The sequence below is a fragment of the Algoriphagus halophilus genome (assembly GCF_900129785.1).
GTDB classification, from domain to species: Bacteria; Bacteroidota; Bacteroidia; order Cytophagales; family Cyclobacteriaceae; genus Algoriphagus; species Algoriphagus halophilus.
In genome coordinates this window covers 24,976-47,381 of record NZ_FSRC01000001.1, presented here as the reverse complement: position 1 = coordinate 47,381, position 22,406 = coordinate 24,976, and the positions used below count along the sequence as shown (strand labels likewise).

19 protein-coding genes and 5 tRNA genes are annotated in these 22,406 nt (G+C 39.7%); 13 read left to right on the top strand and 11 right to left on the bottom strand.

The genetic code is table 11. The features are described 5' to 3' along the window. Positions 1-6: 6 nt before the first annotated feature. Both BUR11_RS00240 and BUR11_RS00235 read right to left on the bottom strand, forming a co-directional pair. Entirely contained in the window at positions 7-882 is an 876-nt protein-coding gene (locus tag BUR11_RS00240) for a hydroxypyruvate isomerase family protein (protein ID WP_074222852.1), read from the bottom strand. A gap of 6 nt (positions 883-888) precedes the next feature. Next, on the bottom strand, positions 889-2,115 hold the full coding sequence (locus BUR11_RS00235; RefSeq protein WP_074222851.1) for a nucleoside permease: 1,227 nt from the start codon (positions 2,113-2,115) through the stop codon (positions 889-891). 252 nt (positions 2,116-2,367) lie between these two features. On the opposite strand from BUR11_RS00235, the gene BUR11_RS00230 reads away from it, so the two are divergent. The 4 genes from BUR11_RS00230 (at position 2,368) to BUR11_RS00215 (ending at position 5,876) form a co-directional block, all read left to right on the top strand. After that, positions 2,368-3,537: a Gfo/Idh/MocA family protein gene (locus tag BUR11_RS00230; RefSeq protein WP_074222850.1), complete on the top strand. Its 1,170-nt coding sequence runs from the start codon at positions 2,368-2,370 to the stop codon at positions 3,535-3,537. Positions 3,538-3,620: 83 nt separating this feature from the next. Then, on the top strand, positions 3,621-4,673 hold the full coding sequence (locus tag BUR11_RS00225; protein WP_074222849.1) for a sugar phosphate isomerase/epimerase family protein: 1,053 nt from the start codon (positions 3,621-3,623) through the stop codon (positions 4,671-4,673). Positions 4,674-4,696: 23 nt separating this feature from the next. After that, positions 4,697-5,125, top strand: a complete 429-nt coding sequence (locus tag BUR11_RS00220) for a c-type cytochrome (RefSeq protein WP_074222848.1) — start codon at positions 4,697-4,699, stop codon at positions 5,123-5,125. Positions 5,126-5,132: 7 nt separating this feature from the next. After that, the gene (locus BUR11_RS00215; RefSeq protein ID WP_074222847.1) at positions 5,133-5,876 is read left to right on the top strand and encodes a 3-keto-disaccharide hydrolase; all 744 of its coding nucleotides are present in this window, start codon (positions 5,133-5,135) and stop codon (positions 5,874-5,876) included. A gap of 38 nt (positions 5,877-5,914) precedes the next feature. Here the strand turns inward: BUR11_RS00215 and BUR11_RS00210 are convergent, their stop codons facing one another. After that, positions 5,915-6,556, bottom strand: coding sequence for an SH3 domain-containing protein (locus BUR11_RS00210; protein WP_317045198.1), 642 nt, complete (start codon positions 6,554-6,556; stop codon positions 5,915-5,917). A gap of 217 nt (positions 6,557-6,773) precedes the next feature. Between BUR11_RS00210 and BUR11_RS00205 the strand changes: the two genes are divergently transcribed. The 6 genes from BUR11_RS00205 to BUR11_RS00180 all read left to right on the top strand — a co-directional run bounded on the left by BUR11_RS00205 (position 6,774) and on the right by BUR11_RS00180 (position 10,056). Further along, a tRNA-Lys gene (locus tag BUR11_RS00205) sits at positions 6,774-6,846 on the top strand. 52 nt (positions 6,847-6,898) lie between these two features. Further along, positions 6,899-6,972: transfer RNA gene (locus BUR11_RS00200), tRNA-Pro, on the top strand. Between the two features lie 44 nt (positions 6,973-7,016). Then, positions 7,017-7,090: transfer RNA gene (locus BUR11_RS00195), tRNA-Arg, on the top strand. A gap of 87 nt (positions 7,091-7,177) precedes the next feature. Next, positions 7,178-7,250, top strand: a tRNA-Lys gene (locus BUR11_RS00190). Positions 7,251-7,306: 56 nt separating this feature from the next. Further along, positions 7,307-7,380: transfer RNA gene (locus BUR11_RS00185), tRNA-Arg, on the top strand. 111 nt (positions 7,381-7,491) lie between these two features. Next, positions 7,492-10,056: a M1 family metallopeptidase gene (locus tag BUR11_RS00180; protein ID WP_074222845.1), complete on the top strand. Its 2,565-nt coding sequence runs from the start codon at positions 7,492-7,494 to the stop codon at positions 10,054-10,056. A 3-nt stretch (positions 10,057-10,059) separates the two neighbouring features. Here BUR11_RS00180 and BUR11_RS00175 read toward each other — a convergent pair whose 3' ends face one another. Next, complete coding sequence (locus BUR11_RS00175) at positions 10,060-10,680, bottom strand: LON peptidase substrate-binding domain-containing protein (protein WP_074222844.1); 621 nt, start codon at positions 10,678-10,680, stop codon at positions 10,060-10,062. Between the two features lie 97 nt (positions 10,681-10,777). Continuing rightward, complete coding sequence (gene gap, locus BUR11_RS00170) at positions 10,778-11,782, bottom strand: type I glyceraldehyde-3-phosphate dehydrogenase (RefSeq protein ID WP_074222843.1); 1,005 nt, start codon at positions 11,780-11,782, stop codon at positions 10,778-10,780. Between the two features lie 256 nt (positions 11,783-12,038). On the opposite strand from gap, the gene BUR11_RS00165 reads away from it, so the two are divergent. Then, positions 12,039-12,905: a S1 family peptidase gene (locus BUR11_RS00165; RefSeq protein ID WP_074222842.1), complete on the top strand. Its 867-nt coding sequence runs from the start codon at positions 12,039-12,041 to the stop codon at positions 12,903-12,905. Between the two features lie 51 nt (positions 12,906-12,956). On the opposite strand, the gene BUR11_RS00160 is transcribed toward BUR11_RS00165, so the two are convergent. The 5 genes from BUR11_RS00160 to BUR11_RS00140 all read right to left on the bottom strand — a co-directional run bounded on the left by BUR11_RS00160 (position 12,957) and on the right by BUR11_RS00140 (position 17,892). Next, entirely contained in the window at positions 12,957-15,185 is a 2,229-nt protein-coding gene (locus BUR11_RS00160) for an NADP-dependent isocitrate dehydrogenase (protein WP_074222841.1), read from the bottom strand. A gap of 190 nt (positions 15,186-15,375) precedes the next feature. Beyond that, positions 15,376-16,173, bottom strand: coding sequence for an amidohydrolase (locus BUR11_RS00155; RefSeq protein WP_074222840.1), 798 nt, complete (start codon positions 16,171-16,173; stop codon positions 15,376-15,378). Then, a complete protein-coding gene (gene def / locus BUR11_RS00150; RefSeq protein ID WP_074222839.1) occupies positions 16,170-16,724 on the bottom strand; it encodes a peptide deformylase in 555 nt (184 codons plus the stop codon). Before def ends, BUR11_RS00155 begins: the two co-directional genes overlap by 4 nt. Then, positions 16,721-17,134 (bottom strand): Holliday junction resolvase RuvX, encoded by a 414-nt coding sequence (ruvX, locus tag BUR11_RS00145; RefSeq protein ID WP_074222838.1) that lies wholly within the window; start codon positions 17,132-17,134, stop codon positions 16,721-16,723. Before ruvX ends, def begins: the two co-directional genes overlap by 4 nt. Next, a complete protein-coding gene (locus BUR11_RS00140) occupies positions 17,134-17,892 on the bottom strand; it encodes a hemerythrin domain-containing protein (protein WP_074225030.1) in 759 nt (252 codons plus the stop codon). The genes ruvX and BUR11_RS00140 overlap by 1 nt, the downstream gene beginning before the upstream one ends. Positions 17,893-18,057: 165 nt before the next feature. Between BUR11_RS00140 and BUR11_RS00135 the strand changes: the two genes are divergently transcribed. Together BUR11_RS00135 and BUR11_RS00130 are read left to right on the top strand one after the other, a co-directional pair. Continuing rightward, positions 18,058-19,707 (top strand): S41 family peptidase, encoded by a 1,650-nt coding sequence (locus BUR11_RS00135; protein WP_074222837.1) that lies wholly within the window; start codon positions 18,058-18,060, stop codon positions 19,705-19,707. A gap of 143 nt (positions 19,708-19,850) precedes the next feature. Next, entirely contained in the window at positions 19,851-20,285 is a 435-nt protein-coding gene (locus BUR11_RS00130; protein WP_234982029.1) for a VOC family protein, read from the top strand. A gap of 53 nt (positions 20,286-20,338) precedes the next feature. Here BUR11_RS00130 and BUR11_RS00125 read toward each other — a convergent pair whose 3' ends face one another. Next, entirely contained in the window at positions 20,339-22,297 is a 1,959-nt protein-coding gene (locus BUR11_RS00125) for a M1 family metallopeptidase (RefSeq protein WP_074222836.1), read from the bottom strand. Positions 22,298-22,406 lie beyond the last annotated feature (109 nt).

The following is a 22,406-nucleotide window of genomic DNA, read 5'->3' as shown; positions in this document are numbered from 1 at the left end:
TTTGGTTTATACATCACAGATTGCAACTCCCTCTGCAAGGGAGGCCATTTTATCTTCTTTTTTGGGTATGAATTCATGTGAAACATATCCGTCAAAGCCAGTTTCATAGATGGCTCTCATTACTGCTGGGTAATTAATTTCCTGATCATCACCAAGTTCATTCCTACCAGGGTTTCCTGCTGTATGATAATGACCAAAATATTGATGATAATCTCTTATGTTTCTGATCAAATCTCCCTCATCTATCTGCATGTGGTAAATGTCAAACAACAATTTAAAATTAGGACTATCCAATCTTTTACATAACTCTACTCCAAACGCAGATTTGTCGCATAGGTAATCTTTATGGTTTATTTTACTGTTTAACAATTCCATTTGGATCATTACCCCATGCTTTTCCGCTAATGGCAAGATTCTTTCCAATCCTTTTTGACAGTTTTTTAAACCGGTTTCATCATCCATCCCTCTTCTGTTACCAGAAAAGCAAATTAGATTTTTATAACCTGCTTCTGCTACCATTGGAATCATTTTGGTATAATTCTCCACCAATTGGTCATGGTATTTTTCTTCTCCAAACCCTTCCGTTAAACTTATTTCAGCACCATTACACATGGATGAATCCAAGCCATGTTTCTTTAGGGTATCCCATCCGTTTGGTCCTATTAGGTCCACACCTTTGATTCCGATTTTCTTTACTTCTACACAAAAATCTTCTAAACTATAATCACGAAAACACCAATGACATACTCCGTGATTGATATTTCCTTTTAAAGCTTTGGGTTCTTGTTTCATTTCAAAGGATGATAGGGAGCCAAATGCGGCACCACCCAGAATTAATTTTTTGAAAGAATCTCTTCTTCCGTTGTCAATAGGTTTGGTCATTTTGAATTATTGTAAGGGTTGAACTCGCTCTTTCTTAAAAAGTGCCGTGAAAAGTAACAAAACCATTACAGAAATACCAGAAGGAATCAACCAAATTGACTTCCAATCATGATTCCCAGCCAAATCTGCATAATTCTCAGAAATCAAACCTGCAATCCAAAACCCTATCAGCATCCCAACACCATAAGTAGCCAATGTAATCATCCCTTGAGCTGAGGATTTGTATTTTTCCCCTGCATGGGAGTCGGTATAAATCTGCCCACTTACAAAAAAGAAATCATAACAAATCCCATGTAAGGCAATCCCAATTAATAACATCCAAACTCCTGATTCTGCATCTCCGTAGGCAAATAAGAAATACCTTACAGCCCAGGCAAACATACCCAGCATCAAGGTTTTTTTCACTCCAAACTTGGAGAAGAAAATAGGAAGGGCCAACATAAACAAGACCTCAGAAACCTGACCTAATGCCATTTTTCCTGTAGAGTTTTCTAAACCAATCTCAGTTAAAAATGGACTTGTATTCTGATAATAAAATGCCAGAGGGATGCAAATCAGAATAGAACAAACAAAGAAGATTGCGAAATTCTTATGCTTCAGCAGGGACAAAGCGTCTAACCCTAAGGCCTTTGAAATCTCAAATGGACCCGAGTCTTTTCCTTTCGGAGGTGTTTTTGGGAGTGAAAAACTATAAACTCCCAGAAGAATTGACATTGCGGAAGCCATTAACAAGGTGTTTCCAAGCATGCCCTGGCTCAATCCTTCTTGGCTATCCCAACCTAAAAAACTGATCATAAAACCTGCAGTAATCCATCCTACGGTACCCCAAACTCGAATGACAGAAAACTCTTTTTCAGGGTTGGACATTTGATTAAATGAGATGGAATTTACCAACGCTAAAGTGGGCATAAACAAAATCATGTAGCCCAAGAGAATTGGGAAAAAGAGGCCAAAGTCACTGGTCTTGTAAAGCCAAAACATCAATATTCCTCCAAGAATATGAATGAGTCCTAAGATTTTCTCTGCATTGAAATACCTGTCGGCAATCATCCCAACAATAAAGGGAGCGATGATGGCTCCGAATGATTGGGTAGAAAAAGCCAATGAAATTTCCGAGTCCTTCGCCTGTAAATTCGTTCCTAGGAAAGTTCCTAATGTCACAAACCATGCCCCCCAAATGAAAAATTCTAAAAACATCATAAAAGAAAGCTGAAACTTGGTCTTGAGTATCATTTGAGAAAGTTTGGGGATAAACGGGTTGATTCTATTTGAAAGGGAATTTTAAAGTTTTGGCAATTTGCTGTATTTTAAGCCCCTGATTGATAAATCAAACATCGGGTTAAAGTGGGGATTATTAACAGCCATTCATAACTCGAGGAGGCAATTAATCAATTAATGGATCGCCTCAATTAAAGTATCAAGGAATTTCAGCATTTAATCAATTATTTCAAAAAGTTAAACCCTCAAATAAACTCTCTTTTACCCATGTCAACAACAAAAAAACTAAAACTTGGATTAGTCGGAGGAGGCCCAGGATCATTTATTGGTGCTATTCATTTAAATGGAGCATTGATGGACGGAATGTTTGAGCTTGCCGCAGGTGCATTCAGTTCAGACCCTGAAAAGTCCAGGATTCGGGGAGAGGAATTAATGCTTCCTTCCAATCGGGTGTATGGGAGTTATGATGAGATGTTTGAAAAAGAGTTGGAACTTCCAGAATCTGAAAGAATTGATGTGGTATGTATTGTCACTCCTAACAATGTGCATTTTGACCCAACGGTAAAAGCACTGAAACATGGATTCCATGTCGCTCTGGACAAACCTTTGACTTTAAATTATCAAGAAGCTAAGGAGCTTTATAAGGCTGTTAAAGCTTCTGACAAATTTTTCCTGCTTACCCACACGTATTCTGGGTATCCAATGATCAAACAAGCCAAGCAAATGATTGCAGAAGGCCAAATTGGAGAAGTAAGAAAAGTATATGTGGAATACCCACAAGGATGGCTTTGGAAATTGCTTGAATCAGAAGAAAACAAACAAGCTGCCTGGAGAACAGACCCAACAAAAAATGGATTAGCAGGTTGTATGGGTGATATCGGAACGCATGCGTTCCATATGGCTGAATACATTACTGGACTAAAAGTCAGTCAACTTTGTGCAGACCTATACATTAAAGTTGAGGGCAGACCAATTGATGATGATGGAGTTGTTTTGATGAGATTTGAAAACGGAGCTTCTGGGGTGTTGATGGCTTCACAGACCGATACGGGAGCAGAAAATAATTTAAAAGTTCGTGTCTATGGGGAAAAAGGCGGTTTAGAATGGGAACAAGAGCTTAACAACTCTCTTCTTGTTCGTTGGCCAGACCAACCGGATCAAATCTATAGGGCTGGCACAGGCTATTTAGGATCTTTGGCGAATGAAAATACCCGAACTCCAGCAGGTCATCCTGAGGGATATGTCGAAGCCTTTGCTAACTTGTACCGAAATTTCGCTAGATGCATTTATGCTCAACAGAAAGGAGAAACTCCTAAACCTGAATGGGAGGATTTCCCAGGAATAGAAGACGGAATCAGAGGAATGGCCTTCATTGATCATGTGTTAAAAAGCAATAAATCAGATCAAAAATGGACTCCATTCATCGTTGAAAAATAAAATTAAGTAAACTCAAAAATTCAAACCTTCACCCAAGTCTTTCTTCATAAAACATTCTGACTTGGAAAAAACCAAATTTGATAATGAAAACTATAAAAGGACCCGCCATTTTTCTTGCACAATTTGCAGACGACAAGGCTCCATTTAACAATCTTGAAAACATTTGTAACTGGGTAGCAGGCTTAGGATACAAAGGCGTTCAAATCCCCACTTGGGATAGTCGTTTAATCGATCTTCAAAAAGCTGCTGAAAGTAAAACTTATGCCGAAGAGGTAAAAGGAATCGTTGAGGATGCAGGAATGCAGATTACGGAACTTTCTACTCACCTTCAAGGACAGTTGGTCGCAGTTCACCCTGCTTACAATGAATTATTTGATGGTTTTGCACCAGCAGAGTTAAAAGGAAATCTTCAAGGCAAAACTGAATGGGCAATCCAACAATTGAAGTATGCTGCGAAAGCTTCCCAAAACATGGGATTAACAGCTCACGCAACTTTCAGTGGAGCCTTAATGTGGCATACCGTTTACCCTTGGCCTCAAAGACCTGCTGGATTGGTAGACACCGGCTTTGGAGAGTTAGCAAAAAGATGGACTCCCATTTTGGATGAGTTTGATGCCAATGGCGTGGACGTATGTTATGAACTTCACCCAGGAGAAGACCTTCATGATGGAGTGACTTTTGAAATGTTCTTAGACAAAGTCAATGGACATAAAAGAGCTAATATTCTTTATGACCCAAGTCACTTTGTCCTGCAATGTTTAGACTACCTGCAATTCATTGATTTTTACCATGAACGAATCAAAATGTTTCATGTGAAGGATGCTGAATTTAATCCTACCGGTAAACAAGGTGTCTATGGAGGTTTCCAAGGTTGGGTAGAGAGAGCTGGACGTTTCCGCTCTTTAGGAGATGGACAAGTGGATTTTGCTGGTATATTTAGCAAACTTTCTCAATACGATTTTGATGGATGGGCCGTTCTTGAGTGGGAATGCGCCATCAAACACCCTGAGCAAGGAGCTGCCGAGGGAGCACCATTTATCGATTCACATATTATCAGAGTTACAGAAAAAGCATTTGATGATTTCGCAGGTGTTGGCGCCGACGAAGCATTTAACAAGAAAATTTTAGGAATTTAAATACCCATATTAATTAAATAAAAATGAAAATCACAAAACCGTTAAACCTTGGACTTGCCGCATTGGCAGGATTGGCATTTGCTTGTGGTGGTGGAGAAAAGTCAACTGAAACTTCAACTCCTGCAGTTACTGAATCAAAACCAGCTGAGCCGGTACAAGAAATGAGCCTAGAAGAAAAGTACAAGGATGATCCTATCTACGTCAAAGGAATCGCGAAGGTCAAAGCTTCTGATTGTACCTCTTGCCATATGGTTGAAAGAAAAATTGTTGGCCCTTCTTATGCAGATGTCGCAGCAAAATATGAGAGCACTGATGAAAATATCACCATGCTTGCTGAAAAAGTAATTGCTGGCGGTGTAGGTACTTGGGGAGAAGTTCCAATGCCTCCTCATCCTAATTTGAGTCTTGAGGATGCAAAAGACATGGTTGCTTATGTTCTTTTGCTAAAGTAATTCAAGAATGAAGAAAACCTATTTAGCAATTGCTGCACTGACAGGAATCTTAGCCTCTTGTACAGGAGAGAAAACTGTAGAAACCGAAGCTATTGAGACAACTGAAGTTCAAGAAGAAACATCTGAATGGATATCCTTATCCGATGGAGCCACCTTCGATGGCTGGCATAAATACGGAGGAGGAGAAGTTGGGAAAGCCTGGAAAATCGACGGAGAAGGAGCAATATACTTGGACGCAGTCAATAAAGATGGCTGGCAAACCGGAGATGGTGGTGACATCGTTACGGATGAGGAATTTGATAATTTCCACTTCAAATACGACTGGAAAATAGCTCAAAATGGGAATAGTGGTGTCATATTCTATGTTCATGAAGCTCCAGAGTATCAGTACCCTTGGAATACTGGTATGGAAATGCAAGTATTGGACAACGAAGGACATCCAGATGCTAAGATCATTAGCCATAGAGCAGGTGATTTATATGACTTAATCGTAAGTAGCGAAGAGACTGTCAAACCATATGGTGAATGGAATCACGCTGAAATCATTGCTGATCATGGCAAACTTGAGCTAATTCTCAATGGAACAACTGTGGTAAGCACTACCCTTTGGACTCCGGAGTGGGAAGCACTCATTGCTGACAGTAAATTCAAAGATATGCCAGGATTTGGCACCTTTAAGAAAGGACGAATCTCTTTGCAAGATCATGGGGATCTGGTTTATTTCAAGAACCTTCTAATCAAAAAGCTATAATATAAAAAAAGCTCCCAAATTAAGTTTGGGAGCTTTTTTTATAACCTAGTCACGTTATCCTTTTTGATGTATGCTTTTTGATTTTTCCATTCCACTTCATACCAAATATCCTTACTGGATTTAATTTTGACTCGGTGGCCAGGCTCTACTCGATCCACCAATTCCCCTCCCGCAGTAGGCTTAGAAACAATCATGGTAGGACTTTGGGTAATTAAAGCTGTTTTCGGAGCCTTCAAGAAGTTATTCGCAACAAAAATCAAAACGATCAATAATAGCGAAGGCCAGTAAGCTCTGGATCCTGAAGCTCCTTTATTATTGGTCCATAATAGAATAAGAGATATCAGAAGGAATACACTTAACAGTCCCACCATTATTTCCTGATACTCCACTAAAAACAAAATAAATCGCTCGGAATCACTTACCTCATAGCCTACTAGGTTACTCTGTCCTGTCAGGCTTTTGATCTTAGTAATGGTCTGTGTGTTTGGACTAAGATCGTAATATTTACTCAGGTAAAGTGTGGCATGTTCTTTATCTCCTATCCCCTCAGAAATGAAGGACATTTTCAGTAACATCGCAGGGGAATAAATTCCTAGTTGGTAGTTTTCCTGGTAAATTTCCATCGCTTCCTTGTAACTCCTTTGTTGAAACAAAGAATCTGCTATTTCTATACCTTTCACATCTGCCTGACAATTAAAGCTTTGCAAAAGGAAGATAAAAAATATGAAAAGTTTTGTGAGAAAGATTGAATTAGGGTTTGGCATTTATAAATCAGTAGCTTAAATTTGCAGTCCAATTACGACAATGATCTGGCAAAAAGCAAGGCTAGGGAGTCAATTTGAAAGTATAAAAATCACATTTTGGTGGTTAAAATTTCTGAAATAATTCAGACAACATGATTCCGTAGCTCAGCTGGTAGAGCAATACACTTTTAATGTATGGGTCCTGGGTTCGAGCCCCAGCGGGATCACTTGATTTAACTTGCAAGGAGTTAAAACGTATTTGAGTTCATAAAAAAGTTTCGGGGTGTAGCGTAGCCCGGTATCGCGCCACATTTGGGATGTGGAGGTCGTAGGTTCGAATCCTGCCACCCCGACTTTATTAACCTTTAATTATCTATCGATAATTAAATTTTATCCAGGTCCTGTAGCTCAACTGGATAGAGCAACTGCCTTCTAAGCAGTAGGTTTCAGGTTCGAGTCCTGACAGGATCACTTCATAAGCGGAATCACGTTCCGCTTTTTATTTATAGATATTACAAGCATTTGTTGCCATGATTTCATCAGGTACCAATAAAAAATGATTCCGTAGCTCAGCTGGTAGAGCAATACACTTTTAATGTATGGGTCCTGGGTTCGAGCCCCAGCGGGATCACTCTAAAAATCTAGTCGCTCTGGCTAGATTTTTTTTGGTTAAATCAACATTTTCCAGGTCTTGTAGCTCAACTGGATAGAGCAACTGCCTTCTAAGCAGTAGGTTTCAGGTTCGAGTCCTGACAGGATCACAAGCAAGCAATCTTTAGGATTGCTTTTTTTTGTTTCCAGCCTAACCAAATCGTCACTTGGTTCATGGATTTTCTCTTGCGAATTCATGGATTTATTTAGAATGTTGGATTATGAAAAATTTGCTGGCATTTCTACTTTTGATCCTATTTCTTTCTTCCTGCACCCAAACGGTTTCAGACGAACATTTTTACGATCCGGGGATATCAATGGAGCTCGCAAAATATAGAAAGCAGCAGCTTTCTAATCTTCATTACACATTGGATTTCTCTATCCCTAATGGAAAAGACGCCCCCATCCAATCTGAATTACAGCTAAGCTTGGCTATTTCCAATCTTGACCATCCACTGATTCTGGATTTCAATGAAAAGTCAGAAAACATCCTTTCTATTTCAGTAAATGGGAACAACAGTCCTATTGTTCATCAACAGGAGCATATTATAATTGCTCCCAAATACCTAAAATCAGGTATCAATCAAATCACCATTGAGTTTATTGCTGGAAACCTTTCTCTGAACCGAAATGAGGATTTTCTCTATACATTATTAGTGCCTGACAGGGCTAGTACCTTATTTCCTTGTTTCGACCAGCCAGACTTAAAAGGAAGGTACACGTTAAGCATTACAGCTCCCAAAGAATGGGAAGTACTTGCAGGTGCTCCAGAGGTCAATAGTACTCAGGAAGGAGCTTTTATTAAACATGAGTTTGGTCCTACAGACCTAATGAGCACTTACCTATTCTCCTTTGTGGCAGGTGAGTTCAATACCGCCAATACCTTGGAAGCTTTTCCCCAAAAGATGCTATACAGGGAAACCAATCCTGAAAAAATTGAGGCAAGTATTCCAGAAGTATTTGAGCTCCATCGTAAATCCAAAGAGTTTCTAGAGGAGTATACTGCTTATCCTTTCCCTTTTCAAAAGTTAGATTTCGCCACCATACCTATTTTCCAATATGGAGGAATGGAACATGTTGGAGCAATCCAATACAGGGAGTCGGCTTTATTTCTGGATGGGAATGCCACCGACTCTGAATTGCTCAGCCGGGCAAAATTAATCGGCCATGAAACTGCTCATATGTGGTTTGGGGATTTGGTTTCCATCGAGTGGTTTAATGATGTTTGGATGAAAGAAGTATTTGCCGGATTCATGGCAGGAAAAATAGCAAACCCTAACTACCCTAAAATAAACCACGATCTGGCATTCTTAACTTCGAACTATCCCGCAGCATACGGAGAAGATAGAACAGCGGGAACCAATCCTATCAGACAAAATTTGCCAAACCTGAAAGATGCGGGTTCTCTTTATGGCAGTATCATCTATAGCAAAGCTCCTATTATGATGAGACAGCTCGAAACAGCCATGGGAGAAGAAGCATTTCAAAAAGGAATTCAAGCCTATATTAAATCGTTTGCCAATGGCAATGCCAATTGGAATGACCTCGTCAGTTTATTAGACCAAGAGACTCCCCTAGACCTTCAAAAATGGAGTGACATTTGGGTGAATCAATCAGGGAGACCGCTTATCACAGAACAAATTTCCTTTGCTCAGGACGGCACTATTTCAAGTCTGTCTATTTCTCAACAAGCAGAGGATGGATCCAATAAACTTTGGCCCCAGTTGTTTGACATTACCTTAGTTTACCCAGATCGTCAAATAACTATTCCGGTTTCCATTGAAGGCAAAAACTTGGTGATTGAGGAAGCTAAAGGTCTTGAAAAACCTGAGACCATCCTATACAACAGCAACGGTCTTGGCTATGGAGTATTCCCTCTTGACCAGAAAGCCACCTTTCGATATGCTCAGCTTCAAGACGAAGTCATGAGAGCCCATGCCTATATCAACCTTTATGAAAACACCTTATTAGGCAATATACCTGCTGAAAATGCCTTAAATGTCATAAGAGAAGGGATAGCAACGGAGCAAAATGAGATCCTGATGAGATTATTGTCCTCCGAAGCTAACAGCCTCTTCTGGACCTATTTATCCGAAGACTCTAGAACACAGATTTTACCTGAATTTGAAAGCCAAATTTGGGACCTCTTACAATCAGACTTAGACTCCAACATCAAAAAAAGCTTATTCTCATTATATAGTGGAATTGCATATTCTAAATTAGGGACTGAAAAACTTTATAGTATTTGGCATCAGGATCAAGAGATTCAAAACTTAAAGTTGAACTCAGACAACTTTACAAGTTTGGCGATGACGTTGGCACTTTATAAGCATCCAGATTCAGAAGCTATTCTAGAAGAGGAAAGGGCAAGACTTTCCAATCCAGACAAACTCAACCGATTTGACTTTTTGAGACCTGCTTTATCCCAAAATCCAGAAGAAAGGGATCAGTTATTTGAGTCTTTTAAAGATGCAAAAAACCGAGAAAAAGAATCATGGGTTCTGGCTGCTTGTGGGTACATCCATCACCCATTACACCAAGAACATAGTATAAAGTACGTCCCTCTCTCTTTAGGACTATTGGAGGAAATTCAGAAAACCGGTGATATATTTTTCCCAAAAAGATGGATCAGTAGTACTGTGGGCCAATACACTTCTGAGCAAGCTGCAAATGATGTGAAAAACTTTCTAAATGAACACCCAGACTTTAATCCAATTTTAAAAAATAAAATCCTCCAGGCAACCGACGATCTAATGCGTGTGCAGAAAATTGCAAGCAAGAAGTAGCAATTAAAAATCCAGGGGATCCAGATGTTTAAAATGCCCGTTTTGCCTGATTTTCCTTTTCGCTTCTTCTAAGGCTTTGATGGCAGGAATCATTCTCTTGAAATGCCTGATTAAATAATCTACCCGTAAGCTTTCCGAAGGCATCACCAACAACTCAAGCTCCTCTTCCAGCTTTAAACCTATTTTGTGGGCATAGGTAAATGAAGTGGTGGTCTCTGGGTGAACTTCTACCTGATGATTTAATAAATAAAGCATCTCTTTTAAGTAAAATAGAAATTCGAAGTATTGGACATTCGTAAGATTAGGATCATCTTCAAGGTATTCCACCTCACCTCCTGCGTACAGCTTGTCTTCCATTGGATTTTGAAAATCTTTGATTTTAAAAGCCTTCAAGCCAATGGTTCTTATATCCAGTCTCCCATCGTCATAACGATGATGAATTGCCTCTAGCTTTACCTCTGTACCAAAGCCTGTTAATTTATCATTATAAACACAAATCCCGAAAGTCTGATCTTGCTCACTGATATCGGAAATAAGCTGTCTATACCTAGGTTCAAAAATATGAAGATTGAGTTCTTCACCCGGAAATGCAACTAACTTTAAGGGAAACAACGGCAATTTCATAGCTCATCTTTTTTAGGATAAACGCAACAAACCACCTAGATAGTTTTATTCTAAAAGTATTTTAATAAAAAAGCCGGTCTAGGACCGGCTCTTAAAATTATTTAGAAGCAATGAATGCTAATAAGTCAACAACTTTATTGGAATAACCCCATTCGTTGTCATACCAAGAAACAACTTTCACGAAAGTGTCAGAAAGCTGGATACCAGCTCCTGCATCGAATATAGAAGTTCTTGAATCACCAATAAAGTCATTGGAAACTACTTGATCTTCAGTGTAACCTAAAACTCCTTTCATAGTAGTTTCAGATGCTTCTTTCATTTTCGCACAGATTTCCTCATAGGTAGCAGCTTTCTTCAATCTAACAGTCAAATCCACCACAGAAACATCTGGAGTAGGAACTCTAAATGCCATACCTGTCAACTTACCGTTCAATTCAGGGATTACTTTACCTACTGCTTTAGCAGCACCAGTAGAGGAAGGAATAATGTTTTGACCTGCTCCACGTCCACCTCTCCAGTCTTTTGCAGAAGGTCCATCTACAGTTTTCTGAGTTGCAGTAGTCGCATGGACAGTAGTCATCAAACCTTCTTCAATTCCGAAGTTGTCATTCAATACTTTTGCGATTGGAGCAAGACAGTTTGTGGTACAAGATGCATTGGATACGAATACCATATCAGAAGTGTAAGCATCCTCATTTACACCCATGACAAACATAGGAGTATCATCTTTAGAAGGAGCTGACATGATTACTTTCTTTGCACCGGCATCAATATGCCCTTGAGCAGTTTCTTTGGTCAAGAATAAACCAGTAGATTCTACTACATAATCTGCACCTACTTCATCCCACTTAAGGTTGGCAGGGCTTCTCTCAGAGGTTACTCTGATTGCATTACCATTTACTACCAATTTACCATCTACTACTTCTACAGTACCTTTGAATTGGCCATGAGTGGAGTCATACTTCAGCATGTATGCCATGTAATCCACATCAATCAGGTCATTGATACCTACTACCTGGATATCATCTCTTTCCTGGGCCACTCTAAAAACTAGTCGACCGATTCTTCCGAATCCATTAATTCCAACTTTAATTTTGCTCATAATTTATATTGATTAGCGTATAGGTTTGATTTTTCAAACATTCCCCCTCAGGCATGCCTCTTTTGGCTAAAAGTGGCTGAGGGAGGGCTAAGTTATTATAAATAATTGGCTAGCCCAAACAGATTGCTTACCAAGGAAAATAGAAAGCCCACATTTTGAAAATCAATCGATTTCGGAGTCACAATTATTTTTGCAAAACAGGTAGTAAAACCCACTATTGGAAGAAATGGCTATTTTCGGGTAAAGACTTTCCATTATGTTTGCAAAAGCCATCCAAGAAGTAGCTGGATTTACAAGAGCCATTCACTCTATTTCTAGAAATTTCAATTCCCATCAAGTTCAACGTGGCTCTGCCACCTTATTCTTTGTCAATGAACAAGGATATGCATTGACCTGCAAACACGTAGCTCAATGGCTTTCGCAAGCAGATCAAATCAACAAGGTATATACCCAGTATTTAAAAGGGAATCATGATGGTCAACAAACCAAGCAATTGGCCTATCAACTGGGGTTAGCCAATGATAAAACCGCCGAAATGAGAGTAACTTTTGTGGACTGTGTAGACCACATCAAAAACTTGAAAATCCACACTCATCCCGAATACGATTTGGCTTTGATCAAATTTGACGGATTTGATAAAAAATTATTCACAAACACTCCACAGTTTTTAAAAGATACTCAATCCATACACCCCGGAGAAATGCTCTGTAGGCTAGGCTTTCCTTTTCCAGAGTTTTCCAATTTCCAGCTCAACTTGGAACAAAACATTTTGGAATGGATTAATACCGGTAATGCGAGATCACCCCGATTTCCTATTGAAGGTATGGTCACCCGGTTTTTGGGAGACAATCAAGGGAAAGTTTATGGAATAGAAATGAGCACTCCTGGGCTAAGAGGACAAAGCGGAGGACCACTTTTTGACAAAGAAGGAAGGATCATTGGTATGCAAAGCCGTACCAAACATTTACACCTAGGGTTTGATATTGAGGACAAACCCATCCTTGTCCGAGGTAAAGAAAAGAAAATTAATGATTACTCTTTTATCCATTTAGGAGAATGTATTCATGTTGGTGTCATCAAGGAATTTTTAAAGCAGCATCAGGTTTCATTTGAGGAGGCATAAAAAAAGCCCCGATTAAAAGTAACCGAGGCTATTAATTTTAAGTTAGAAAGCTTATAAGCTCTCAAGTACTGCATTAAAGGTTGCACTTGGCCTCATGGCAGCCGAAGTCAATGCCTCATCCGGCTTGAAATATCCTCCTATGTCATTTGGAGAACCTTGACTTCCATTAAGCTCTGCTACAATCTGTTCTTCGCTTTCAGTCATCTTTTGAGCAAAAGGAGTAAACTTTGCTTTCAATTCCGCATCCTTATCCTGTGCTGCTAGAGCCTGAGCCCAATAAAGTGCCAAATAGAAATGACTTCCTCTGTTATCCAGCTTACCTACAACTCTTGCAGGAGACTTATCATTTTCCAAGAATTTACCAGTAGCTGCATCTAAGGTTTCACCTAGCAATAAAGCTTTATCATTATGGAATGTTCTTCCCAAATGCTCTAAAGAAACCGCCAATGCCAAGAACTCTCCTAAAGAGTCCCATCTTAAATGGCCTTCTTTCACAAATTGTTCTACGTGCTTTGGAGCGGATCCTCCAGCACCAGTTTCAAACAAACCTCCACCATTCATCAATGGAACTATGGAAAGCATTTTTGCACTGGTTCCAACTTCCAAAATCGGGAACAAATCTGTCAAGTAGTCTCTCAACACATTTCCTGTTACAGAAATTGTATCCAATCCTTCTTTGATTCTTGCCAAAGAGAAGTTGGTAGCCTCCACAGGAGACATAATATGAATTTCCAGACCATTGGTATCATGATCAAGTAAATAGGTATTTACTTTTTTGATCAACTCTTGATCATGTCCTCTTTTTGGATCTAACCAAAATACAGCTGGTGTGTCAGATAATCTCGCTCTGGTCACAGCAAGTTTGACCCAATCCTGAATAGGGGCATCTTTAGTCTGGCACATTCTCCAGATATCTCCAGCTTCCACTGGATGGGAAAGAATAACCACTCCATTTTCGTCCTTTACTTCTACTGTTCCAGCGGTTGAGATCTCAAAAGTTTTGTCATGGGAACCATATTCTTCTGCTTTTTGAGCCATTAAACCCACATTTGGAACGCTCCCCATAGTAGAAGGATCGAATGCTCCATGTTGCTTACAGAAATCAATGGTTGCCTGATATACCCCTGCATAACTTCTATCTGGGATAATTGCCTTGGTATCTTGGGATTTCCCTTCCTTATTCCACATTTGCCCAGAAGTACGGATCATGGCTGGCATAGAAGCATCAATGATCACATCACTAGGCACATGCAAGTTGGTAATTCCTCTGTCAGAATTTACCATCGCCAAATCCGGGCTATCCGCATAACAAGCATCAATATCAGCTAAAATTTCAGCTTTCTTATCTGCAGGAAGCTTTTCAATATTTGCTAGCAAATCACCAAAACCATTATTCACATCTACACCAAGCTCAGCAAAAGTAGTAGAATGCTTCGCGAATACCGGTTCGAAGAATACTTTCACAGCATGCCCAAAAATGATAGGATCGGACACCTTCATCATGGTTGCCTTCATATGGATAGAAAACAAAACCCCTTTCGCTTTCGCATCGGCTTTCGCTTTCTTTAAAAAGGCTTTCAAAGCAGACACGCTCAAAGTAGAGGCATCGATTACTTCTCCTTCTTGTAGTTTGAGACCCGATTTCAAGACCTCGGTACTACCATCATTCTTTTTAAGTTCAATGGAAACAGTAGCTGCTTGAGTCATGGTATGGGATTTTTCACTTCCGTAAAAATCTCCCTCTTCCATACTATCCACATGGGATTTGGAATCCGCAGACCACTTACCCATGGAATGTGGGTGTTTCTTCGCATAGGCTTTTACAGCTTGAGGAGCTCTCCTATCCGAATTCCCCTCTCTTAATACAGGGTTTACAGCAGAACCTTTGATTTTATCGTACTTACCTTTAACGGTCTTTTCTTCTTCCGTTTTTGGCTCTTCAGGATAATCTGGAAGTGCATACCCTTTGGCTTGCAACTCCTTAATTGCCGCTTTCAATTGTGGAACTGAAGCAGAAATATTTGGAAGCTTGACAATATTCGCTTCCGGGGTTTTGGCAATAGCTCCTAATTCTGCCAAGGCATCTTTCATTTGTTGCTCTGGCTTTAGGTATTCCGGGAAGTTTGCGATAATTCTTCCCGAAAGCGAGATATCTCTTGTTTCTACCTGCACCCCAGCAGAGCTAGTAAATGCTTGAACAATTGGAAGTAAAGAATACGTTGCTAAGGCTGGCGCCTCATCTGTTAGCGTATAAAGGATTTTTGGAGTTTGGTTACTCATGGTTTGATCAGGATTCTTAAAAAGATTGGTAAGACCTTGTTATAGCTCCATGAATTTCATTTTGCTTCTAATTTTTCTTGTTATCAAGAAAACTTAGAACAGGGCCAGAAAATTTTGCGGCTAAATTACAGAAAATATCCTTGTTTCAAATCCGGTTCATACAATGAGATGGACCCTTTGTCAAAGCATATTACCGAATTGTGAATTTATCAGCATCTCTCCATGCAGGAAATTTCTCCCGATATCTTTCTAATTCATGAGCATCTAGCTGAAAAACCTGGATTTCTTCGGACTCTCCCAAATGGGTAATTATCTCTCCTTTGAAATCATAACAAGCAGAATGTCCCAGGTAATCAATTCTATTTCCGTCCTGCCCTATACGATTTACACCTGCCACATAACTTAGATTCTCTATCGCTCTTGCAGGCAATAATGCATCCCATGCAGAAGTCCTCGCTCCAGGCCAAGAGGCTACATAAAAAAGAAAGTCATAGGAAGCTCCCTCTTCCGTCCAAACATTCCTGGAGTAAACTGGAAACCGGAGATCATAACAAATCTGAGGACAGACTTTCCAACCTTTTAAGTTAAAAATAGGTAGGCTCTTTCCGGAAGAGAACGTTTCATCCTCTTTGGCCATTCGAAATAAATGCTTCTTATCGTAAGTGGAGATCTCTCCCTCGGGAGTTACCCAAAGCAGACGATTAAAATAATTTCCTTTATCTGAAATAATAGCACTCCCTGTAATGACTGCACCTGACTGGGCTGCCATCTGTTTCATCCATTTGCAAATGGATAAATTCATGGGTTCGGCTAATTCAGAAGCATCCATACTGAATCCAGTAGGAAACATTTCCGGAAGAATTATTAAATCTATACCGGTAGGAATCCCCCAGAGTTTTTCTTCTAGCATGGCCATATTGGCCGTTTTGTTTTTCCAAAACAAATCCGTCTGTACCAGCGCTATGGATAATTGGGGGGATCGGCTCATTTGAGCGGGTATATCATTCTGTAATCAGTCGATACTTTTCCTTTGCTGACATCAATCAACTTTGATTTCATCAAACGCTTTTTCAAGCCTTTTAGGTAATCTACAAACAAAATCCCCTCTAAGTGATCGTATTCATGCTGGATCACCCTGGCAGTCATTCCTGAAAACTCCTCCTCTTTCAAGTTCCAGTTTTCATCAAAGTACTCTATGGTCAACTTCTCAGGTCTGGTGATTTCAGCCCTCACCTCGGGAATACTCAAGCAGCCTTCTTCAAAACTGTAATCATCACCATATTCATCTAAAATAATGGGATTGATAAACGCTCTTCTAATCCCAACTTCCTCATCTTCTTCGTCGAGCATCAGAGAACTGTCAATCACAAAGAGTCGGACTCCTTGATTAATCTGTGGAGCTGCTAATCCAACACCGCTGGCATTATCCATAGTAGCAAACATATCCTTGATCAAGGAATCAAGCTCTGTTCCCTCATTAATTTCTTCCGCCTCTTTCTTCAAAATGGGATTCCCGTATGCAACTATTGGGTAAATCATTGTCTTTCTAAATACGATTGTAAAATAATCGCTGCACTCACCTTATCCAGGTTGCCAGCTTTTTCACGACGATCTTTCTTTTTGCTTCCCATGGCTATCATACTTTGCATGGCCATTTTAGAAGTAAATCGTTCGTCAATTAATTCAATTTTTTGGTTTGGAAAGCTTTTTTCCAACTGTTCCTTCATTGCCAACACCTTAGGCGTCATTTCATTATCCTGCCCATTCAAGCGGGTGGGCAAGCCTAACACCAAGGTATCCACTTCCTCTTTGGAAATATAGGTTTTGATATAGTCCAACAACTTGGAGGTCTCAATGGTTTCCAAGGGGTTAGCTAACATCTTAAGCGGATCTGTAACAGCCAAACCAGTTCGTTTGGTTCCTAAATCAATTGCAAGAATTCTTGGCATCAGTTGGTCCTTATTTTATTTCGGATTTTTCTAAGTGCCTCTCTTTCTAATTGAATCGCTTTTGGAAACAGCAACTCATCTTCAATTTGGGCATGGATGGTAAGCTCTCGCTCAAAATTTTGAAGTTCGTGATACAATACCTTCATGGTTAGGGGCGCATTTTCAGGTAAGGAATAATCTTGGGTTAATTTCCTGATCCCCTCCATCTCATCATCATGAACCTCATGCATTTCTGCCAGTAAATGGATCGGATCCTTCTCCAACACTTTGATTGCATCCACAATACTGTAATTGCCTTCCTCTACATCCTGTAAAAGCTTGATCCGGTTAAATAAACCGCTCTCTTCTTCATGAATATGATGAATGAAGTCATCTACAAATAAGGGGAACATAATTCTCAAATCAGCAATCAGAGAGGAATATTCAGGTTCAGGAGTAATCCCTGAAATGATATTGGCCAGAAAAGGCAACTCCTGCCTGACAAAAAAATAATGCTTCCGCTTCAAATAGGCGACAAGAACTTCGATCGGATTGAGGTATAACTCTTCATTGGTAGGCTCCTTTCTTAAAGCCCATTCCTCCAATTCCGTAATTAATTGGTTAGGATGTACTCTATGCTTTTTGCAGACCGTCTCTAATGACTGTGTTTGATACTGATAGAAGCTAATCCCGAAATAATGCAACACAGCTGCAAAAACATAGTTTTCAGAGACCAAATCACCTACTAAAGCTTTATTAAATCCATTTTCAGCTCCCATGTCACAAAAATAATTTTTTTTAACAGAAAAAAGGGGAATAATTTGGATCATTATCATCCCCCCTCGTATAAACATTCGTTAACTTTATCAAAAGTCACTTTCAAAACACTAGCTTATTATGCTAGTTTATAAATCAATAGCAATAAATTAAAGAAAGGCATAGACGTGAGCGATACTAAAAACACGAAAGCGCAAATAAGACTTCCAATCATTTTGGCACTGGCTATTTCGGCTGGAATCTGGATTGGGGCTACTTTTGCCGAACCCAAGAGTAATCAAAATGACCTGAGAGCTGCCCTTTATAAGCTTCAGGAGATCATGACATATATCAATCGAGATTATGTAGATAGTGTAAATACCAATGAGCTGGTAGAGTACGGGATTACAAAAATGCTTGAAAACCTGGATCCCCATTCAAGCTACATCCCTGCCCGAGACGCATCTTTGGCTCAATCCCAATTGGATGGAGAATTTGATGGGATTGGAGTTGAATTCGGAATCATTAGAGATACTATTTATGTGGTTGCTCCTTTGACCGGCGGTCCTTCAGAGGCACTTGGTATCCAATCTGGAGATCAGATTATTAATGTGGATGGTAAAACAGTAGCAGGTATTGGAGTAACTAATCGAGATGTTTTTGACCTACTTAGAGGACCAAAAGGGTCAAAAGTCACCATTGATATCAAAAGAAAAAATCAGAGTGAATTAATTCCTTATGAAATCACTCGAGATAAAATCCCACAGTACAGCATCAATGCTTCCTATATGGTCAATGATGAAGTGGGCTATATCAAAGTAACACGATTTGCAGCTACTACCTATGATGAGTTCAGAACTTCTATCGAAGATCTAAAGTCTAAAGGAATGCAAAAATTGATTATTGACCTTCAAGGTAACCCTGGAGGTTATATGGGAGCTGCAATTAACATGGCCGACGAGTTATTAGGCCAAAGAGCCTTGATCGTATCTCAAGAAGGAAAAGTAGATCAATACAGCCAAAAAGCCTTCGCATACAAACCAGGTCTATTTGAGGAAGGCCCAGTCATCGTCTTAATCAACGAAGGAAGTGCTTCTGCATCTGAAATTCTTGCCGGCGCAATTCAGGATAATGATAGAGGTTTGATCGTGGGAAGAAGATCCTTCGGTAAAGGATTAGTCCAATTACCAATAGATCTTTCAGATGGAGCTGAATTGAGACTGACCATTGCTCGGTACTATACCCCTTCTGGTCGATCCATCCAAAAGCCTTATGGCGCCAATTACGAAGATTATGAAAAAGACTTCGTTAAGAGGTTCGAACACGGAGAATTCTTTTCTGCAGATAGTATTACGTTCAACGATAGTTTGAAATATGAAACTGCCAAAGGTAGAACTGTTTACGGTGGCGGAGGAATCATGCCTGATTATTTTGTTCCGTTGGACACTACTCAAAACAGTATTTACATCAATAGATTATTCAACTCAGACTCCAATAGAGAGTTTGTGCTGGAATATGCCAACGATCATAAGGATCAATTTGCAAACATGTCAGTAGAAGAATACAGAGATGAATTCGAAGTGAGTGATTCCATGTTGAAAGATCTAATTTCTATTGGGGAGAAAAACAAGGTCAAGTTTGACCAAGAAGATTTCAACAAATCAAAAGACTATTTGAAGGTTTTGGTAAAAGCCCACTTAGGAAGACAGTTGTACGATGATAGTGCTTTCTATATGGTGGTCAACGATATCAATGAAGTCTACATGCAAGCCCTAAAGCTTTTTGACCAGGCAGAAAAAATAGCCTTGGCCAAAGACTTAAGTAGTGTAGAAGAATAGAGGCCTATCCAGCCAATTAAAGAGCAATTCGAAAGGGTTGCTCTTTTTTTATATCAAATTTTCCTTTCAAACCTTTTATAAATGTATGACATTGAATTCCAGTTTCACTTTAAACATTTTAGCCTCAACTAATCAATAAGCTAATGAAAGCCCTTTTAACCTTCCTATTATTTTCTGGAGTCATCATGACCTCACATTCGCAGATCAAAGTCAATCACATTGCGGTTCATGTTTCAGAATTAGAAGCCAGCAAAAAGTTTTATGAAAACATAGTTGGTCTTAAAGAAATTGAAGAACCTTTTAAAGATGGTCTTCACGCTTGGTATGACATTGGCAGTGGAGCCGCACTACACATCATTGAAGCTCCAAACACTCCTACGGAGATCTCCAAAGTCAATCATCTTTGTTTCAGTATGGAAGACATGGACTCTTTTATTCAAACGTTGAAAGACACGAATTACCCCTTCGAAAGCTGGGTAGGTGAAAAAGGGAAGGTAACTATTCGAGTGGATGGAATCAGACAAATTTATATCCAAGACCCTGATGGAATGTGGTTGGAGATCAACGATGATTATTGATCTAATAAGGAGAGCAAAAAAAATAGCCCGATTGATCGATCGGGCTATTTTTTTTAGTTATCGTAAATCTCCTGAGGCCAGCTGTCATTGCCTAAGTTGACATCTGGAAGAATCTTATCCGGGTCCAATACTACAGATTTCACTTTCTTATCTGTTTTGATGATATGGTTCCAAGTGTCACCTCTTTGCCAAATCTCTACTGGTAAAGTAAATCGCTCCATAGAGTCATCTTCATAGGTCACCTCAAACAAAACAGGCATAGGGATATCTCCTTTGTTGGAAATACTCAACAAATAATTTCCTGAATAAGGGAACACACCATTGATTCCTAAATCAATATTTCCGTTTCCATAAAACCAACCTTGCCAGAACCAAGAAAGGTTTTCCCCACCTACATTTTCCATATGATTAAAGAAATCGGAAGGTTGAGGGTGTTTATAAGCCCAAGTTTTGATATAGGATTTGAACGCATTGTCAAATCGCTCTGGACCCAATATATATTCTCTTAACACGATCAGGCCAATAGCAGGCTTATTATAGGCCACCATTCCCAAATTGGAAGTATTTACTACATCTGGGTAGGTATCAATTCCTTCTCTGGTTTCGCTATTGAAATAATTCAATGACCTTCTGGTTTGCTGTAATCTAGAAGGATATTCTCCATTATTGAAAGCCAAGGTGCTGTAGTGGTTGATAAAGGTATTGAAACCCTCATCCATCCAAGCATATCGCCTTTCATTTGAACCTACGATCATTGGGAACCAGTTATGACCAAACTCGTGATCAGTCACCCCCCAAAGACCTCTACCTTTGGATCTAAAATGACAGAAATTCAAGCCAGGGTATTCCATCCCTCCAATTTCTGCAGCCACATTGGTGGCCGTTGCGTAAGGGAATTCAAACCAAGTTTCAGAATAGTATTCAATGGATGCCTTGGAATACTCAGTAGATCTTGACCAAGCCTCTATTCCATCCGATTCTTTTGGATAAACTGATTGGGCCAATATCTTTTTCCCGCTTGGGAGGTTGATCTTGGCTGCGTCCCAGATAAAGGCTTTAGAAGAAGCAAAGGCTATGTCTCTGCTGTTTTCAATAGCAAAATGCCAAGTCACCATTCCTTCTTGCTTAGGTCTGGTTAGTTCGGTATTTCCGATTTCTTCGGGAGAAACCAAATATACTGTTTCATCGCTTTCTTTTGCTTTTGCATAACGATCTTGAAGCTCCTTACTCAATACCTCTTTTGGATTCAACAACTCCCCAGATCCAACTACAATATGGTCATAAGGAACGGTGATTTTATAGTCAAAAGCGCCATATTCCAAATAGAACTCACCTGCTCCAAGATAAGGCTCTACATTCCATCCTTCGATTTGATCAAATACCGCTACTTTAGGATACCATTGAGCCAATGCATAGATGGTTCCATCCTCCACATCCAATCTCCCCATTCTATCCATTCCCTTCTCAGGGATTTTGAAAGAAAAATTCATTGACACGGTAGCTTTTCCACCTTTTGCTGGAATAGGTTCCGCAAACCAAACTTGCATTCTGGTATCAGAAATAATGTGCTTATTGGAAACTGCTCCTTTGGAACCCACTTTAGCGGACACATTGCTGATATCAAATCCTCCATCAGTATCTCCATTGTACCTATTTCCCTGAATCGGCGTAGTCAAGGTACCTCTAGAATCTTCCTTAAACCGATTTTGCTCCAATTGCATCCAGATAAAATCCAGGCTCTCTGGGCTATTGTTGGTATAGGTCAGGGTTACTTGTCCAGTCAAGGTATGAGCTTGATCATCAAGGGTAGCTTCAATTTGGTAATCGGCAGTATTTTGCCAGTACCCAACACCAGGTTTGCCGGATGCCGTTCTAGAGATGGTCCCTCTTCGGTCCATAAACTCTCCAAAAACACTTTGATTATTTTCTTTTACCTCTTGGGCAAATGAATTGGACACTTCTGCAAAACCGATTCCGGCCAGAAGAAGTGATAACATTAGTTTTCTTTTCATACTACTTGTTAAATAATAGGCACCAAAAATAAGGATATCCTTTGGAACACCCAGTTTCTTTTACACTAGCATTTAAGCATTAACTAAATTTCACAATTATTCTAGGGTT

Coding starts and splice junctions, on each gene's coding strand:
- ruvX (WP_074222838.1), bottom strand. CDS start 17,134: ATGCCAAGAATTCTTGCAATTGATTTAGGAACCAAACGAACTGGTTTG.
- BUR11_RS00140 (WP_074225030.1), bottom strand. CDS start 17,892: ATGGGAGCTGAAAATGGATTTAATAAAGCTTTAGTAGGTGATTTGGTC.
- gap (WP_074222843.1), bottom strand. CDS start 11,782: ATGAGCAAAATTAAAGTTGGAATTAATGGATTCGGAAGAATCGGTCGA.
- BUR11_RS00155 (WP_074222840.1), bottom strand. CDS start 16,173: ATGAGCCGATCCCCCCAATTATCCATAGCGCTGGTACAGACGGATTTG.
- BUR11_RS00235 (WP_074222851.1), bottom strand. CDS start 2,115: ATGATACTCAAGACCAAGTTTCAGCTTTCTTTTATGATGTTTTTAGAA.
- BUR11_RS00220 (WP_074222848.1), top strand. CDS start 4,697: ATGAAAATCACAAAACCGTTAAACCTTGGACTTGCCGCATTGGCAGGA.
- BUR11_RS00125 (WP_074222836.1), bottom strand. CDS start 22,297: ATGAAAAGAAAACTAATGTTATCACTTCTTCTGGCCGGAATCGGTTTT.
- BUR11_RS00225 (WP_074222849.1), top strand. CDS start 3,621: ATGAAAACTATAAAAGGACCCGCCATTTTTCTTGCACAATTTGCAGAC.
- BUR11_RS00215 (WP_074222847.1), top strand. CDS start 5,133: ATGAAGAAAACCTATTTAGCAATTGCTGCACTGACAGGAATCTTAGCC.
- BUR11_RS00175 (WP_074222844.1), bottom strand. CDS start 10,680: ATGAAATTGCCGTTGTTTCCCTTAAAGTTAGTTGCATTTCCGGGTGAA.
- BUR11_RS00230 (WP_074222850.1), top strand. CDS start 2,368: ATGTCAACAACAAAAAAACTAAAACTTGGATTAGTCGGAGGAGGCCCA.
- def (WP_074222839.1), bottom strand. CDS start 16,724: ATGATTTACCCAATAGTTGCATACGGGAATCCCATTTTGAAGAAAGAG.
- BUR11_RS00130 (WP_234982029.1), top strand. CDS start 19,851: ATGAAAGCCCTTTTAACCTTCCTATTATTTTCTGGAGTCATCATGACC.
- BUR11_RS00240 (WP_074222852.1), bottom strand. CDS start 882: ATGACCAAACCTATTGACAACGGAAGAAGAGATTCTTTCAAAAAATTA.
- BUR11_RS00180 (WP_074222845.1), top strand. CDS start 7,492: ATGAAAAATTTGCTGGCATTTCTACTTTTGATCCTATTTCTTTCTTCC.
- BUR11_RS00165 (WP_074222842.1), top strand. CDS start 12,039: ATGTTTGCAAAAGCCATCCAAGAAGTAGCTGGATTTACAAGAGCCATT.
- BUR11_RS00160 (WP_074222841.1), bottom strand. CDS start 15,185: ATGAGTAACCAAACTCCAAAAATCCTTTATACGCTAACAGATGAGGCG.